This window comes from Psychrilyobacter atlanticus DSM 19335 (assembly GCF_000426625.1).
Taxonomy (GTDB): Bacteria; Fusobacteriota; Fusobacteriia; order Fusobacteriales; family Fusobacteriaceae; genus Psychrilyobacter; species Psychrilyobacter atlanticus.
The window spans coordinates 210,768-224,825 of record NZ_KE384548.1; the positions used below are offsets into that span (position 1 = coordinate 210,768).

The 14,058-nt window shown below is 31.7% G+C and carries 17 protein-coding genes; 7 read left to right on the forward strand and 10 right to left on the reverse strand.

What is annotated here, in order from left to right:
- Positions 1-37: 37 nt before the first annotated feature.
- The 7 genes from trxB (at position 38) to K337_RS19900 (ending at position 7,237) form a co-directional block, all read left to right on the forward strand.
- Positions 38-979, forward strand: coding sequence for a thioredoxin-disulfide reductase (trxB, locus tag K337_RS0112655; protein ID WP_028856934.1), 942 nt, complete (start codon positions 38-40; stop codon positions 977-979).
- Positions 980-992: 13 nt separating this feature from the next.
- Complete coding sequence (trxA, locus tag K337_RS0112660; RefSeq protein ID WP_028856935.1) at positions 993-1,313, forward strand: thioredoxin TrxA; 321 nt, start codon at positions 993-995, stop codon at positions 1,311-1,313.
- Between the two features lie 132 nt (positions 1,314-1,445).
- The gene (gene grdA, locus K337_RS0112670) at positions 1,446-1,916 is read left to right on the forward strand and encodes a glycine/sarcosine/betaine reductase complex selenoprotein A (protein WP_245584899.1); all 471 of its coding nucleotides are present in this window, start codon (positions 1,446-1,448) and stop codon (positions 1,914-1,916) included.
- Positions 1,917-2,336: 420 nt separating this feature from the next.
- Complete coding sequence (gene grdC / locus K337_RS0112675; RefSeq protein WP_028856937.1) at positions 2,337-3,872, forward strand: glycine/sarcosine/betaine reductase complex component C subunit beta; 1,536 nt, start codon at positions 2,337-2,339, stop codon at positions 3,870-3,872.
- 13 nt (positions 3,873-3,885) lie between these two features.
- Positions 3,886-5,055, forward strand: coding sequence for a glycine/sarcosine/betaine reductase complex component C subunit alpha (gene grdD / locus K337_RS0112680; RefSeq protein WP_028856938.1), 1,170 nt, complete (start codon positions 3,886-3,888; stop codon positions 5,053-5,055).
- Between the two features lie 814 nt (positions 5,056-5,869).
- Positions 5,870-6,040 (forward strand): hypothetical protein, encoded by a 171-nt coding sequence (locus K337_RS19895; protein ID WP_156877372.1) that lies wholly within the window; start codon positions 5,870-5,872, stop codon positions 6,038-6,040.
- 1,059 nt (positions 6,041-7,099) lie between these two features.
- A complete protein-coding gene (locus K337_RS19900; RefSeq protein ID WP_156877373.1) occupies positions 7,100-7,237 on the forward strand; it encodes a hypothetical protein in 138 nt (45 codons plus the stop codon).
- A gap of 343 nt (positions 7,238-7,580) precedes the next feature.
- Here the strand turns inward: K337_RS19900 and K337_RS0112695 are convergent, their stop codons facing one another.
- The 10 genes from K337_RS0112695 to K337_RS0112740 all read right to left on the reverse strand — a co-directional run bounded on the left by K337_RS0112695 (position 7,581) and on the right by K337_RS0112740 (position 13,945).
- Positions 7,581-8,231 (reverse strand): hypothetical protein, encoded by a 651-nt coding sequence (locus K337_RS0112695; RefSeq protein ID WP_156877304.1) that lies wholly within the window; start codon positions 8,229-8,231, stop codon positions 7,581-7,583.
- 364 nt (positions 8,232-8,595) lie between these two features.
- A complete protein-coding gene (locus K337_RS0112700) occupies positions 8,596-8,898 on the reverse strand; it encodes a hypothetical protein (RefSeq protein ID WP_028856939.1) in 303 nt (100 codons plus the stop codon).
- 12 nt (positions 8,899-8,910) lie between these two features.
- Entirely contained in the window at positions 8,911-9,411 is a 501-nt protein-coding gene (locus tag K337_RS18500; protein WP_051251774.1) for a lysozyme, read from the reverse strand.
- On the reverse strand, positions 9,412-9,663 hold the full coding sequence (locus tag K337_RS0112710; RefSeq protein ID WP_028856940.1) for a hypothetical protein: 252 nt from the start codon (positions 9,661-9,663) through the stop codon (positions 9,412-9,414). It lies immediately after the preceding gene.
- A 12-nt stretch (positions 9,664-9,675) separates the two neighbouring features.
- Positions 9,676-10,203: a hypothetical protein gene (locus K337_RS0112715; RefSeq protein ID WP_028856941.1), complete on the reverse strand. Its 528-nt coding sequence runs from the start codon at positions 10,201-10,203 to the stop codon at positions 9,676-9,678.
- A 38-nt stretch (positions 10,204-10,241) separates the two neighbouring features.
- Complete coding sequence (locus tag K337_RS0112720) at positions 10,242-11,456, reverse strand: hypothetical protein (protein WP_028856942.1); 1,215 nt, start codon at positions 11,454-11,456, stop codon at positions 10,242-10,244.
- Positions 11,449-12,054, reverse strand: a complete 606-nt coding sequence (locus K337_RS0112725; RefSeq protein WP_028856943.1) for a phage tail protein — start codon at positions 12,052-12,054, stop codon at positions 11,449-11,451. The genes K337_RS0112720 and K337_RS0112725 overlap by 8 nt, the downstream gene beginning before the upstream one ends.
- Complete coding sequence (locus K337_RS0112730) at positions 12,047-13,144, reverse strand: baseplate J/gp47 family protein (RefSeq protein WP_028856944.1); 1,098 nt, start codon at positions 13,142-13,144, stop codon at positions 12,047-12,049. Before K337_RS0112730 ends, K337_RS0112725 begins: the two co-directional genes overlap by 8 nt.
- A complete protein-coding gene (locus tag K337_RS0112735) occupies positions 13,137-13,436 on the reverse strand; it encodes a hypothetical protein (protein WP_028856945.1) in 300 nt (99 codons plus the stop codon). The genes K337_RS0112730 and K337_RS0112735 overlap by 8 nt, the downstream gene beginning before the upstream one ends.
- On the reverse strand, positions 13,436-13,945 hold the full coding sequence (locus tag K337_RS0112740; protein ID WP_028856946.1) for a phage tail protein: 510 nt from the start codon (positions 13,943-13,945) through the stop codon (positions 13,436-13,438). The genes K337_RS0112735 and K337_RS0112740 overlap by 1 nt, the downstream gene beginning before the upstream one ends.
- Positions 13,946-14,058: the final 113 nt, after the last annotated feature.

Genomic DNA, 14,058 nt, shown 5'->3' on the forward strand with positions numbered 1-14,058 from the left:
ATTAAAAATGGAATAGAATGAACGGGAGGATACAACAATGTCAAAAATATACGACCTTATAGTAGTAGGAGCAGGGCCAGCAGGATTATCTGCAGCTCTATATGCAGGAAGATCAAAATTATCTACATTAGTATTGGAAAAAAGTAAAACAGGTGGACAGATTGTTATAACTCATGAAGTAGCAAACTATCCTGGATCTGTAAGAGAAGCTACAGGACCATCTCTAATTGCTAGAATGGTAGAGCAAGTTACAGAATTCGGTGCAGAGATCAAAGCTGACGATGTAATAGATGTAGATTTTTCTGGAGACATCAAAATAGTTAAAGGTGACAAAGAAGAGTATAAAGCTAAGTCAGTTATTATAGCAACTGGAGCTACACCTAGAAAGATGGGTTGTCCTGGAGAAGCTGAATTTACTGGTAAGGGAGTTTCATATTGTGCTACATGTGACGCTGACTTCTTTGAAGATTTCGAAGTATTCGTAATCGGTGGAGGAGACACAGCTGTTGAAGAAGCAATGTATCTAACTAAATTTGCTAGAAAAGTAACTATAGTACATAGAAGAGATGAATTAAGAGCAGCTAAATCTATTCAAGAAAAGGCGTTTAAAAATGACAAGTTAGCATTTATGTGGGATTCAACAGTTGAAGAATTAAAAGGTGACGGAATATTAGAAACAGCAGTATTCAGAAACTTAAAAACTGGAGAATTAACAGAGTACAAAGCAGATGAAGAAGATGGAACATTTGGATTATTCGCATTTGTTGGTTATGTACCACATTCAGATACATTCAAAGGTCATATAGAAATGGATGACTGGGGATATATCAAAACTGACGATGAAATGAGAACAAATGTAGAAGGAGTATTTGCAGCAGGAGATATTAGACCTAAAGCACTTAGACAAGTAGTAACAGCTACTGCTGATGGAGCAATCGCAGCAACGTTAGCTGAAAAATATATGGAAGAAAAATTTTAAGGAGGATCAATTTATGTTAATCGTAGATAAGGGAACATTCGAAGAAGAAGTACTAAATGCAGAAGGTTATGTATTAGTAGACTATTATAGTGATGGGTGTGTACCATGCCAAGCATTATTACCTGAATTAGAAGTAATAGCTGAAAAAAATGCTGATAAAGCTAAATTCGTAAAATTAAACACAAGTAAAGCAAGAAGAATGGCAATAAAGCAAAAAGTATTAGGATTACCTACAATCACTTTATATAAAGGTGGAGAAAAAGTAGCAGAATTAACAAAAGACGATGCAACAGCAAAAAACATTGAAACTATGTTAGCAGAAAACATTAAGTAACAATAATATATCGATCTTTTATAGATTGATAATTATTATACAAATAATTTAAGAATCAAAAAGAAATATTATTTTTATGGGACTAATGTATTCACTTTAAAAGTATTAGTAAAATATTAGGAGGAAATAATTATGTTCGAAAATAAAAAGTTAATAATAGTAGGAGATAGAGACGGTGTACCTGGAGAAGCTATAAAAGCTTGTGCAGAAACAATCCCTTCAGTAGAGGTAATATTTGCTTCTACAGAATGTTTTGTCTGAACGGCAGCAGGAGCAATGGATTTAGAGAATCAAAAAAGAATTAAAGATTTCGCAACTGAATATGGAGCAGAAAACTTAGTAGTTATATTAGGAGCAGCAGAAGCAGAGGCATCTGGATTAGCTGCAGAAACAGTAACAATGGGAGACCCTACATTCTCAGGAGTACTAGCTAACGAAGCGTTAGGATTATCAGTATTCCACGTATTAGAAGATCAATTCAAAGGTTCTGTAAATGAAGAAGTATTTGAAGAGCAAGTAGGAATGATGGAAATGGTATTAGAAGTAGAAGAAATCGTAGAAGAAATGAACGAAATCAGAGGAGAAGGTTGTAAATACCTTTAATTTCTCGCAAAACTTGTAATAGCTAAACCAGCAACAAAAAATAACTAAAAAAACTAAGAAATCATATTCAAAACCGTGTCTTATGCGAGGCACACAACAAATCTTTAATCAAAAATAATTCTCGAAAAATCCATTGAACACATGGCTCAGGATGAGCCTATATAATAGTAACAAAATAATTTTTCCTTATTAATAAAAATTGAGGTAAGAATTATCGGCAACAAATTTAAATAAAAAAAAATCCTATAAAAATAATAATAACTTTCTTAGATTATTAAAATCAATAAATCTTCTAATTGAAAAATATAGAAGATAAAAAACAAAATAAATAAACCTAAATAAGGGGAAGAGTTATTGTCTCTTTCCCTTATTTTTATTAATAGTGATATAAATATATAATAAAAATCGGAGGAATAAAAGATGAATTTTGCAGTTTTAAAAGGAGCAGCATATTGTTTAGTGCATACTCCAGACATGATCTTACACAATGGAACTACACAAACAGTTGAAAAACATACTAACCCGGATTCTGAATATTTAAAAAATATCAGAGACAGCTACAGAACTTATGAAGAAGTAGTAAACTACGGACCTAACCAAACTTACATTGGAAATATGACTCCTGAAAAATTAAAAGAAGTTGGAATGCCATTCGTAGGTAAAAATATTGAAGGTTCTTCAAATAAAGGTAAATTCGGAGAGATCTTAGCTCAAAAAGAATTTATCGTAATGGTAAAATTAGCTGACGTTTTCGACTTAGTATTATTAGAAACAGCATTCTTAGCTGACGCAGTAGAAGCATATAGAAACTATGAGTTCTATTCTGAAGCTGACGAAGCTCAATTAAGCAAAGGTCATGATTTCTCTGTAATCGAAGCTTTAGTAAATGAAGAGGGAGCAGAAGGGTTATACCATGAAGATAAATTAGTTGGATGTGTAAAAAGAGCTCATGATGTAGACTCTAACTTAAGTTCTCATGTAATTTTTGAAAACTTAGTTGTAAAAGCATCTGGAATCTTAGCATTTAAAAACTTAATTGCAAGAAACAACATCGATCCTACAACTATCGACTATGTAATCGAATGTTCAGAAGAAGCTTGTGGAGATATGAACCAAAGAGGTGGAGGAAACTTCGCTAAAGCTATCGCAGAAGCATCTGGAGCAGTAAATGCAACTGGATCAGACCTTAGAGGATTCTGTGCAGCACCTACTCATTCATTAATAAACGCAGCATCATTAGTAAAAGCTGGAACGTACAAGAACGTTGTAGTAGTTGCAGGTGGAGCTACAGCAAAATTAGGAATGAACGGTAAAGACCATGTTAAAAAAGACTTACCTATCTTAGAGGATACATTAGGAGCATTCGCTATCTTAATCTCTGAAAATGACGGAGTTAGTCCAGTAATCAACACTGATTTCGTAGGTAGACATACTGTAGGAACAGGATCTTCACCTCAAGCAGTTATCTCATCATTAGTAATCGAGCCATTAGAAAGAGCTGGATTAAAAATTACAGATGTAGATAAGTACTCAGTAGAGATGCAAAATCCAGATGTTACAAAACCAGCAGGAGCAGGAGATGTACCAGAAGGAAACTACAAGATGATCGGAGCTTGTGGAGTTAAGAAAGGACATATCGAAAAGAAAGCTATGAAAGATTTCGTTGTAAATAACGGAATGGTTGGATGGGCACCTACACAAGGTCATATCCCTTCAGGAGTACCTTACTTAGGATTTGCTATGGATGAATTAACTACAGGTGAATTAAACAGAGTAATGGTAGTAGGAAAAGGATCATTATTCTTAGGAAGAATGACTAACTTATTCGATGGTGTATCTATCATGGTAGAGAGAAACACAGGTGTTACAGAGGAAGCAGGAAAAGTTTCTAAAGATGAAATCAATACAATGATTGCAGAAGCTATGAAAAACTTTGCCTCTCAATTCTTAGGTTAAGGGGGTTAGTTATATGTCTTTAGATATTAAACAAATGATAGGTGAAACTTTTTTAGATATAGCCAATGCCATGGAAACAGGGTCATTTGGTAAAAGAATCTGTGTAGGAATAACTACAATAGGTAGTGAGCACGGAATAGAAAACATCGTTAAAGGTGCTGAAAAAGCAGCTTTAAGTGGTGACTTTGATGTAGTTTTAATCGGACCTAAAGTAGAGACAACTTTAAGAGTTGTAGAAGCTAATACAGAAGCAGAAGCGCATAAAAGAATGGAAGAATTAATCGACTCAAAAGAGATCAATTCAGCTGTAACTATGCACTACAGTTTCCCAATAGGAACTTCTACAATTGGTAGAGTAGTAACTCCTGCTTTTGGAAATGACATGTTAATAGGAACTACTACAGGAACATCAGCTACTAACAGAACAGAAGCTATGTTTAAGAACTCACTTTATGGAATAGCAACAGCTAAAGCAATTGGAATAGCTAATCCTACTGTTGGAATCTTAAATGTAGACAGCTCAAGAGCTGTAGAAAGATCTCTTAGAAAATTAGCTGACAATGGTTACGCAATCAACTTTGGTGAATCTAGAAGAGCAGATGGTGGAACAATCATGAGAGGAAATGACCTTTTAATGGGATCATCAGATGTAATGGTAACAGACAGTTTAACAGGAAATATTCTTATGAAGATGTTTTCTTCTTACTCAACAGGTGGATCTTATGAAGCAAGCGGATACGGATATGGTCCAGGAGTATCATTTGATATGAAGAGAACTATATTAATATTATCTAGAGCATCAGGAGTACCTGTAGTAGAAGGAGCAATAAAATATGCTGCACTATTAGGGAAAAATGATCTTACTGCAATAGTAAGCAAAGAATATGAGATGATAAAAAAAGCAGGATACGAAGATATCTTAGCTAGTTTTGTTGAAGCGCCTAAAAAGCCAGTAGAAGAATTTGTAAAACCAGAAAAAGAAGTAGTAACAGCGCAAGTATCAGGAATAGATATTATGGACTTAGATGATGCAGCATTAGAACTTATGAGAAATGGGATCTATGCAGAAGCAGGAATGGGTTGTACAGGACCGATCATCTTAGTTAATGATGCTAACAAAGAGAAAGCAATTGTTATCTTAGGAGAAAATGAATATATTGCAGTAGAAAAAACTAGTTGCTAATATTTAATCTCCGTGAAATGAACTGCAACTATTAGACCAGTGTATAATCTAAAAAGGAGGCATCAATTTATTGATGTCTCCTTTTTTAGTTGTCTTAGACTATAGATTTTAAAGGTATTTATACATCTTTATTTCTTAATATTAAAAATAAACTTGCTTTTTTCTGATTTATAGGGAATAATCTGAGTAATTAAACTTCCCCAAGTTTAATTATTGTATGTGTATGTTTTGTAAAAGCCTTAACTTTCGAAGTTAAGGCTTTTACTATTTATTGGTTCTTATTCTGACCCTGTAGCTAGTCTATTTTCTACATATTTAATTACTACTTCTTAGCAGTAATATTTTTACTGACAGCCATTGTATGTTTATCTAATGAAATTTTCTAAATAGAAATATCTAAGATAAAAAAAAGTCAAAAAACTGTACATTTTTTTTGACTTTTTGTATTTTTTATAGTAATAAAGGTAATAGTATTAATATTTCTTCAAACCAAATATTAATATCACATCTTTAGTTAGAAGTTCTCGTTGACTTTACGGGGACTTCTACTTTTTTTTAGAAAACTTATTCTTATCTACTAAAATTACTCCCGAACTCTTCCCTCTGAAATTAGGGAGGGTAATGAAAAAAATATTGAAAGGACTCTTTCTTAATCTTAAGATATCATTACGGGATCTTTTTAAGTCCCTATTTTATGTGCTATACTCTTATTAGATGGGGATAAGGGGGGCTTAGTATTAAAATAAAAATAAATCAAGCATTAAGAAAATTAACTGAAGAATATACTCTAGATATCGGTTTTGATACCCAAATTATGACAGATATTAATGTTATAAAAGCTAGTCTTTATTATTCCACTTCAAGTGGAAACTTAGTCCTATCTAATGGTTATAGCCATATAGATGACTATGTAAATATTTCTAAACACACAGAAAATGCAATTGTTGATGCAATAAAAAATATTGATATAACTTTGATAAAGTAATTGAAATCCCCCATCTAACTTCTCTATCACTCAGAAACAAAGCTTTTTTACATTTTTTGATAGTTTTTTTCTCCGTCTTTTCGGCATTTTTTATTATATTAAAAGAGTACTAAAAAAAGAACATTAAGTACTCTTTTCTCTAATAAAACTCTGTTTGCATTGGTTTTTAGATAATATTCAATATTAATTTTTTATTACTATCTTTAAGTTGTAAAACCAAGAAATTAAGTTAGAGAGTTTAGAAATATATTAAGTTTTATCCTAATTTTTAGGAGGGAGCATGGTGCGTCAGTATGCCCGACGCTTACCTCCTATTAAAGAATAATAAGCAATTAGAGGTAGCTGGTACATAGCTTTAAAAAATTCTTTGAATAAAAGTATATATATTTTTCTATTAATTCATACATAGCTTCCTTCCAAGATGAAATATATTTTATTATACCATAAAATAATGAGAGTGGATAAAATCCAAAAAAAATGCAAAAAAATAGTAAAAATACTAAATAGAAGGACACTAAAAATTTATAGTGTCCTTTTTAATATTGACTTTTGAGAAAGCTAATTGTTTACTAAAAAAGTGTTAAAATTGAATAAATAATGTGGTATAATTTAATATATTCCCTTACTAATTAGTAAGGGAATTTTAATAATGATTATCGGGGGGCATAACAGAGTGAAAAAAATAATGTGGTATACGATAAGATGGTTTAAATATTATATATTAAATCCTCATTATGAAAAATTTTATGGAAATTTTGAAAACTATTGTAAACAGCGAAAAATGTATGAAAAAAAGCATAATATTAAATAATAATAAAAAAAGGTTGAATTTTTTTCGACTTTTTTTTGTTATTATAAATTAATTTGAAAACTACTTGATCTCTTAAGTTTGATTTTATTAGTATTCTAAATGAAAGTTAAAGAGATTATCAAATTTCATTTTTTAAGAGTTCTTAATTTAAATTTAAATTAATTTAATTATTTTTGAAGGATTCCCTTACTATTATATATATATATAGAATAGTAAGGGAATTAAGATATAGTTTTGGGAGGGAGGAAATGAAAAAACTAAGATGGTATTTGATAAGATGGTATAAATATTATATATTAAATCCCCATTATGAAAAATTTTATGGGAGTTTTGAAAATTATTGTAAACGGCGAAAAATACATGAGAGAAAACATCATATTAAATAGTAAAGAAGAGTAATCGATTTTTTTTAGTCTTGGGATGTTAAATAATCGCGGACAAAATTTAAAGAAAACTGAAAACAAAAAAATAAATGATACTAAATAAACGGACGCTAAATTTATAGCGTCCGTCTAAGGTTAATTTTATTGGCATTATAAATGAAAGTTACAAAAGAAGTAAAAAGTAACATTAAAATATGCTAAATAACTCTAAAATACAGGAATCATTAGTGTATTTGATTTATTCTATTATATAAAAAGATATACTAAAAATCTTCCTTTTATAATTTTCTAGATAGTAAAAAATAAGCAGGCTAAAAGCCCGCTTATTTAATCTAACTATTGTGTTCTATTGATATCTAGCTTCGGCAAGTATAAGACCTAATTTGTAACCAGCACTAATTTTTGTTAAGTCAAGATATAAATCTACTTCTATTTCTTTTTGACCACCATATAAATATACACCTTGAGTAGCAGTCATAGCTCCGCCACCTAAACCAACAGTTTTAACAGGGAAGAATCCATTATGACCTTTAATAGTAGCTTTTGAATTACCAGGTTTAACGTCATCAAATAATTGACCAACAAATTTAAATGTAACTTCTGCAGGTCCTTCACCTTTAATTCTAAAACCAATGTCACCTATTTCCATTTTATCTCCTCTAACTGCTTCAGTGTATAATAAGTCTATTTCAGATTCAATTTTAATAGGTTCTAATACTTTAACTTTAACTAAAGTAAGAGTATGATCTTCCCAACCTCTACCTTTGTCTCTGAATATATTAGCAGCTTTAGCTTTATGTACTTGATTATCATTAGTAGTAATATCTTGCATGTAGTTTATATCTCCTGAATCATTGTTAGCTTCAAGAGTAATAAAACCAGGATACATACTGTCAATAATTCCAACGTTCATAGAGAATCCTTCAGATACTGCAAATGCAGTTGTTCCTACAGCTAATATGGCAGCAATCAATAATAATTTTTTCATCTTTCCCACCTCCGAAATTAAAAAGACAATAAGCTTTTAACTTCAGCATTTCCATTGATGTTCTCTTGCTTTACATACAGATTATTCCCTAAGCACAATAGAAAATCTAATGCACAATTCCCACTTGATTCATTTTGACTATCAAACTAATTGTTTTGTTTATTTAATAGAAGTGAATATTTGGGTGAGGATATTCAAAAAAAATTTAAACTTTTTCAAAAAAAATGACTTCCTCATTGAAAGTCATTTCTTCTAAATATTCTTTTACTCTATTTTTTTTATTTTCAAAACAATTCTCTTATTGAATTAGCTCTCCTAAAAATTTTAAATTGAAATAATTTTGTCTTATGATTCCATGGATCTACTTTAAATTCTAATCCTTTTCCTTGTATTTTGAATCCTCCAAACCCAGCGATATCTTATATTTATCCAGCTCACTATCGATCTGATCATTAGAGGTTAAATTAATGTTTCCATTATGTTTGGATTCCTTTAATCCTTCAGCAAAATCACTGAGTACCTTATAAGCTATGTTCCTAGCTTTTACTCCTCCTGTTTCTTCAATTGCATTTCCAACTTTTTTTCCTGTTGTTCTCACTAATGGGGAAGGTAAAATTAATAATACTATACCCAATAATGTGCTCAATACAAATGGATGTAAAAATATTTCTTTCATGTTTCACTCTCCTTATATTTCTTTATACGCTATTTCATAATTTTGAGGAACGACTTTTACGATTGGGCTTGGCCAACTGCAGAATAAATTCCTTTCCGACATCCTTCTTCTGAGTAATCCTTTGGATCTTTTGCCTGCTGCCTTGGACCATAAATTAAAAATTTTGCAAGCACCTATAAAATTCCTACCATTTACCAATTGGACTATATCAGATTTCCTAAAACTAGATCCTCCAATATTGTAACAAAGGGAGACTAGAGCATCATATTGATTTTGATTTATTTTTTTTATCATTATAACCTTTTTGACAACATTTTCATATATTTTTAATTGTTTTATTAGTTCTAAATCAGCTACTTTTAAGGTCATAATATCGCCTTTCTTAATTTTTACACCATTGACTCTAGTAAATCCCCAACCAATAGTCCAAACGTCTGCAGGACACTTATATGCCTTCATTTCATAACTTTCAAAATGCTTTATGAGCTCTATTCCTTGTTTAGATATTTTCATTTATCCCTCCTTTTTAGCCTTTAAATATCCTTCTATTTCAGATAGCTTCATCATGAGTTTATTAAACTCTTCCCTGCTTACTTTTTCAGATAATTTAATTTTGATTTCTTCTACTTCTCTTTCAATACGATCTATTCGATCACTCCCTTTATCAACTCTTTTAAAGACTCTCTCCCAAAGAGGTTTAGCTAAATTAATTGCTAGTAAGCCTCCTATTATCCAATTAGCAGCTATAGCTGTATCTGGGAACATAATACCTCCTATTTAAATTAAAGTAAGTTCTTGAGAAGTATCAGCATGAAGCTGTAATAACTTTACTATTTCAGGATCTGGTTTAATTATTTTCATCCCTAGTTTTTCTCTAGAATCTAACCTCGTTTGTCTATTTTCTAAATCAGTTTCGATTGCTTTAATCCTATTATTTATACTATCGATCTCACTTTGTTTATCATAGATCCAGATATTAGCGTTCCAGGTATAAAATTCTCCAGGAGAGGGAATAGTTTTTATCATATTATCTTCTAAGATTTCACCAATTCCAAGGATTTTATACCCTTTTTCTATTTGCTCTCTATCGTTTAGAAAGTATAGAGTAAAATCAGATTGAATAGTATATGGTTCTACTAATTCTCCCTCGTATACAAAATGGATCTCTGGATCATAGTCATATGGGAATGCTTTTTCATATTTCCCATCAATTCTATTCTCATCCAAAGAAACAGATTTTATATGTTTTTCTTTGGCTTCCTCCCATGTAGGAGCTGGCTCTTTTTTAAATAAGTTATATTTCATTTTTCACCTCACTTTTTTATCTACCGACTAAAACAAATTTAGAATTGTTTTGTAAAAGTAATCTCTGCAATATAATCACTTGAAGTTCCTAATAATCTATTAACTATGTAGTTCCTTCCATCTGTTGTAACCTTATATCCTTGTATGAAATGTACAACTGAACCCATGTCTTGAAAAGACACCTTACAGTTATTTCTTGTGAATCCTGTTGGATAAGGAATACTAATTAACTTTTGAAAATCACTCCCACTCACTTTTACTACTTTTGTTAAATTCTCTATTTGTTCTGTATTATTCTGTATTGCATTTTTATTTGTGTTAGCTAAACCAAGAGCTTCTAGACCCTTATCATAAGCTATTTTCACCGCTAGTGCTGAAGCTACCAAAACTTTACTTGTTGAATTGACTAAATGAGTTATATTAAGATTAAACCCACTATTTTTAATGAATTTAGGCTCTTTCTCACTTGCTAAAGTGTAAGCCTGGTTAGCTTTTGTCTGTGCCGAATTTGCTGTATTTTGAGCTGATGTAGCTTTAGTTAGTGCTGCTGCTCCTTTATCATAAGCAATTTTTACAGCATATGCTGAAGCTACTAAAATTTTACTTGTTGAACTAATTACATGAGAAAAACTTCTATTAAAAGCATCTTTTTTAGTAAATGCAGGCTCTCCTCCTAGATCACTAGCCCTTTTATCTCCTTCCATTACTGTTCCGGTAATAGTTCCAAATGATTTGTTAAAAGCGTCATTCTTATTAAACTTATCTTCTTTAGTTGCTAGACCTTCTACAAGGTCTTTTATGGTAGCATAGACATTACTTTGATCTATAACCGCATTGATAGTTGCTGCACTTGAAATATAGGTAATAATGTCTTCTACTGATTCTATGACCCCACTGGATTCATTGGGAATTAAATTTGGTGTGTCTGTATTGCAATATGAATAAAGGATCTCAACTCCATCTTCTCCCCTGGCATAAACTCCTACTTCTCTTAAATATGTATCTTCTATAAAACCCTTATTATTAAAGGATATCCTTATCCTATATCCTCCATTAGGTAGTTTGGATGAACTGGTAATACTTAAAATTTTAAAACTATCTATTAGAGAAGTTAAAGCTTCTTTATCTGTTCCTAGAGGAAGGATCCCTTTCCCAATTTCGACCTTAGTAAAGACTATAGCTTCTCCTAAGATAGCTCTAGCTAATAGTTCTTTCCCTTTGTTGGTTAGGACTGTACCTGTATATTTAGCCATTTCTTCCTCCTAAATATTTTTCGAAATCTGAAGCTACATTAGGATCTAATGGAATAACCTCATAAAGTGATGAATGAAAAACAGTTCCTGAGTAGTTTGTCCCTTCCCATTGGCTGCTGACTATAATTCCATCTAGGGAACTCCTTTCATTTTTAGTCATATTAATTGATTTATATAGTTCTTTTAGTTTTTCACTTGTTGGTGGGACACTTCCAATGATCTTAAAGTGATATGGAAATCCTCCATACTCTTGCCACTCTAATAGCTCAAAATCACCATGAATATCTTTCATAGTTTTTTCTACAGCATACCTAGTTCCTTTGGTTTTTCTGACAATATATGCGGTCTCTACTAGACTAGCTTTGATTTCTTTCGATAAGGTTTGTTCATACCCTTCAACTCTCCACTGGTAAGCTAGTTCGTCTAAGATAGGTTCATCCAGTATTTTAAAATCACCATAAAGAAAAAGATTCTTTTCCCTGGAATTAATCAGATCTAACTCTTCTTGGATAACTTGGGTTAAAAAATTTATCTCTTCATCTTCCTGAAGAAAATTAGGGAGAAGTCTTAGGATTGAAATATCATCTATTTTAATCATCTTCTACTCCTCCATATCTAATATTGAAATTCCTTTCCTTAGCTACTTCAAATGAATTAACTATTTTGAAACTAGGAGAAACAATAGTAACTCTTTTAGCTCCTGCGCTTCTAACTAGATAGACTAATTCAGTAGGAGTTATATCTCTTTTAAGAGATCCTTTTTGCCATGTAACGTATTCACTAACTGCTTTATTAACCTGGTCTTGTATCTCATTTACTAACCCTATATTTCGACTAGAGATATAGTATGTAAAATCTATATCATAGTTTATTTGCGCAGGTTTATTCACCACCAGATTGTCTGTTAATGGTCTCCTCTTATCTGCATTGCAAGTATCAAACACATCTTGAAGAACACTGTCAGTGGGAAGTTCTCCTCCCTTCATTAGAGGTGTTATCCGGACTGTTCCTGGTGTAGTCATCTCTACATTTACATCTATGATTTCTTGGTTAGCGGTTTTCGCCCAATAGATATATCCATCTCCTGGACCTGCAGTTGAAAACTTACTTGGAGCAGTTCGGATCCTTTCTTTTAAGCTTTCATCTGTTTCAATCTCAGCTCCCCCTTGGGATATTTCCATATTTATTACAGATTTAAAAAAAGGGAAAGGATCAACTATCTTATTTATTTCTCCTGGAAGATACCCGTTGCCAACTATCCCTTCTTCAGTACAAATAGCAATAACTTCCTTAACTATTTCTCCTGGCTTAAACTCAAAATATGGTGTTAGAAAATACATATTATTTCCTGGTGTAACCCTTACCGAATTAACTCCTAAAAGGTGCTCTTTTGCTTCTTCTATCTCAAACTTTAAAAGTACACTTGCTTTTTTAGAACCTAATCTTTCTGTATCAGTAAAGGCTCCCATCTCAGTGGCATAGTCTCCCTTTGTATACCTGAGTAAATTCATCTTGAGGCCTTCATTGGTAGTTTCATTCCTAATAAAAAGAGAGTAAGCTACTGTCTGGAGCAACCATCTTCTCTCATCTGCTAATCCTAAAGAAACGCCACTTAAATCTTCATATTTTTTAACCATCCTTCCGAGGATCTCTTCTGAACTTTCATTATGTATATTTAAATCATTCAATGATACTCACCTCCATAATGGGCTTTAAAGTTCCCCTTTGATGATCTGTTATGTATGTAACCTTATGTATCTTTAATCTAGGCTCATATTTCTTAAACTGTGTTTGCATATTCATCAAGGCAGTACTCCTGTTTAATGGTGAATCTACTATATCTCCATTTATGCCAATACCCCTGGCTAGGATAACTTCTCCAATAACTACAGAAAGGATATTTCTTCCATTTTGAAGGATCCTATCTATTCCGGTAGCTTTTAAATTGACCTTGTTTTGTGGTTCTAAAGTATAGATCATTATGCTTCACCTCTGTCTACCATTCCCTGGTTAAAACCTTGTGGAACCACTTTTTTCTTAGTAGCCTTTTTAGGTTTAATAACTACATCTGTATTTTTGTATATCATTTCTACATATTCTTCCAGTGTAAGGGATACATCTATCTTTCTTACTTTCCCTCCATTAGTTATATACTCATATCCAGCATCATAGGAAGTAATAACATACTGGCCACTTCCTATAGGTTTATCTCCTAAACTAAAATCCAGTGTTTCTCCAGTATTCTTATATAAATCTAATTTTTTAACTAGTTCCTGGGGATCTATTCCAAAATCACTTCTAAGAATCATTTTAAAAGTAAGAACATCAGTTTTTAGATCTATAAACTCTAAAGCAGGTTTTTGTCCTTTCCGGGCATGCTTTTCATAGTTAGCTCCACTACTAAGTTTTAAGTTGATAAAGTTTAATATTTTTTTGTTCTTTCCATCAAAGGAGACTTCAAAGGGAATATTTCCTAATTTTCCTATCATTATTCTTCACCTCACTTAAGATTTTCTAAAATATGAACCCTAAATTTGACTTTTTGAGCATTTAAAGATACTATAATTAAGCATTCAATGCCTCAAAATTGTTTTGCACTAAA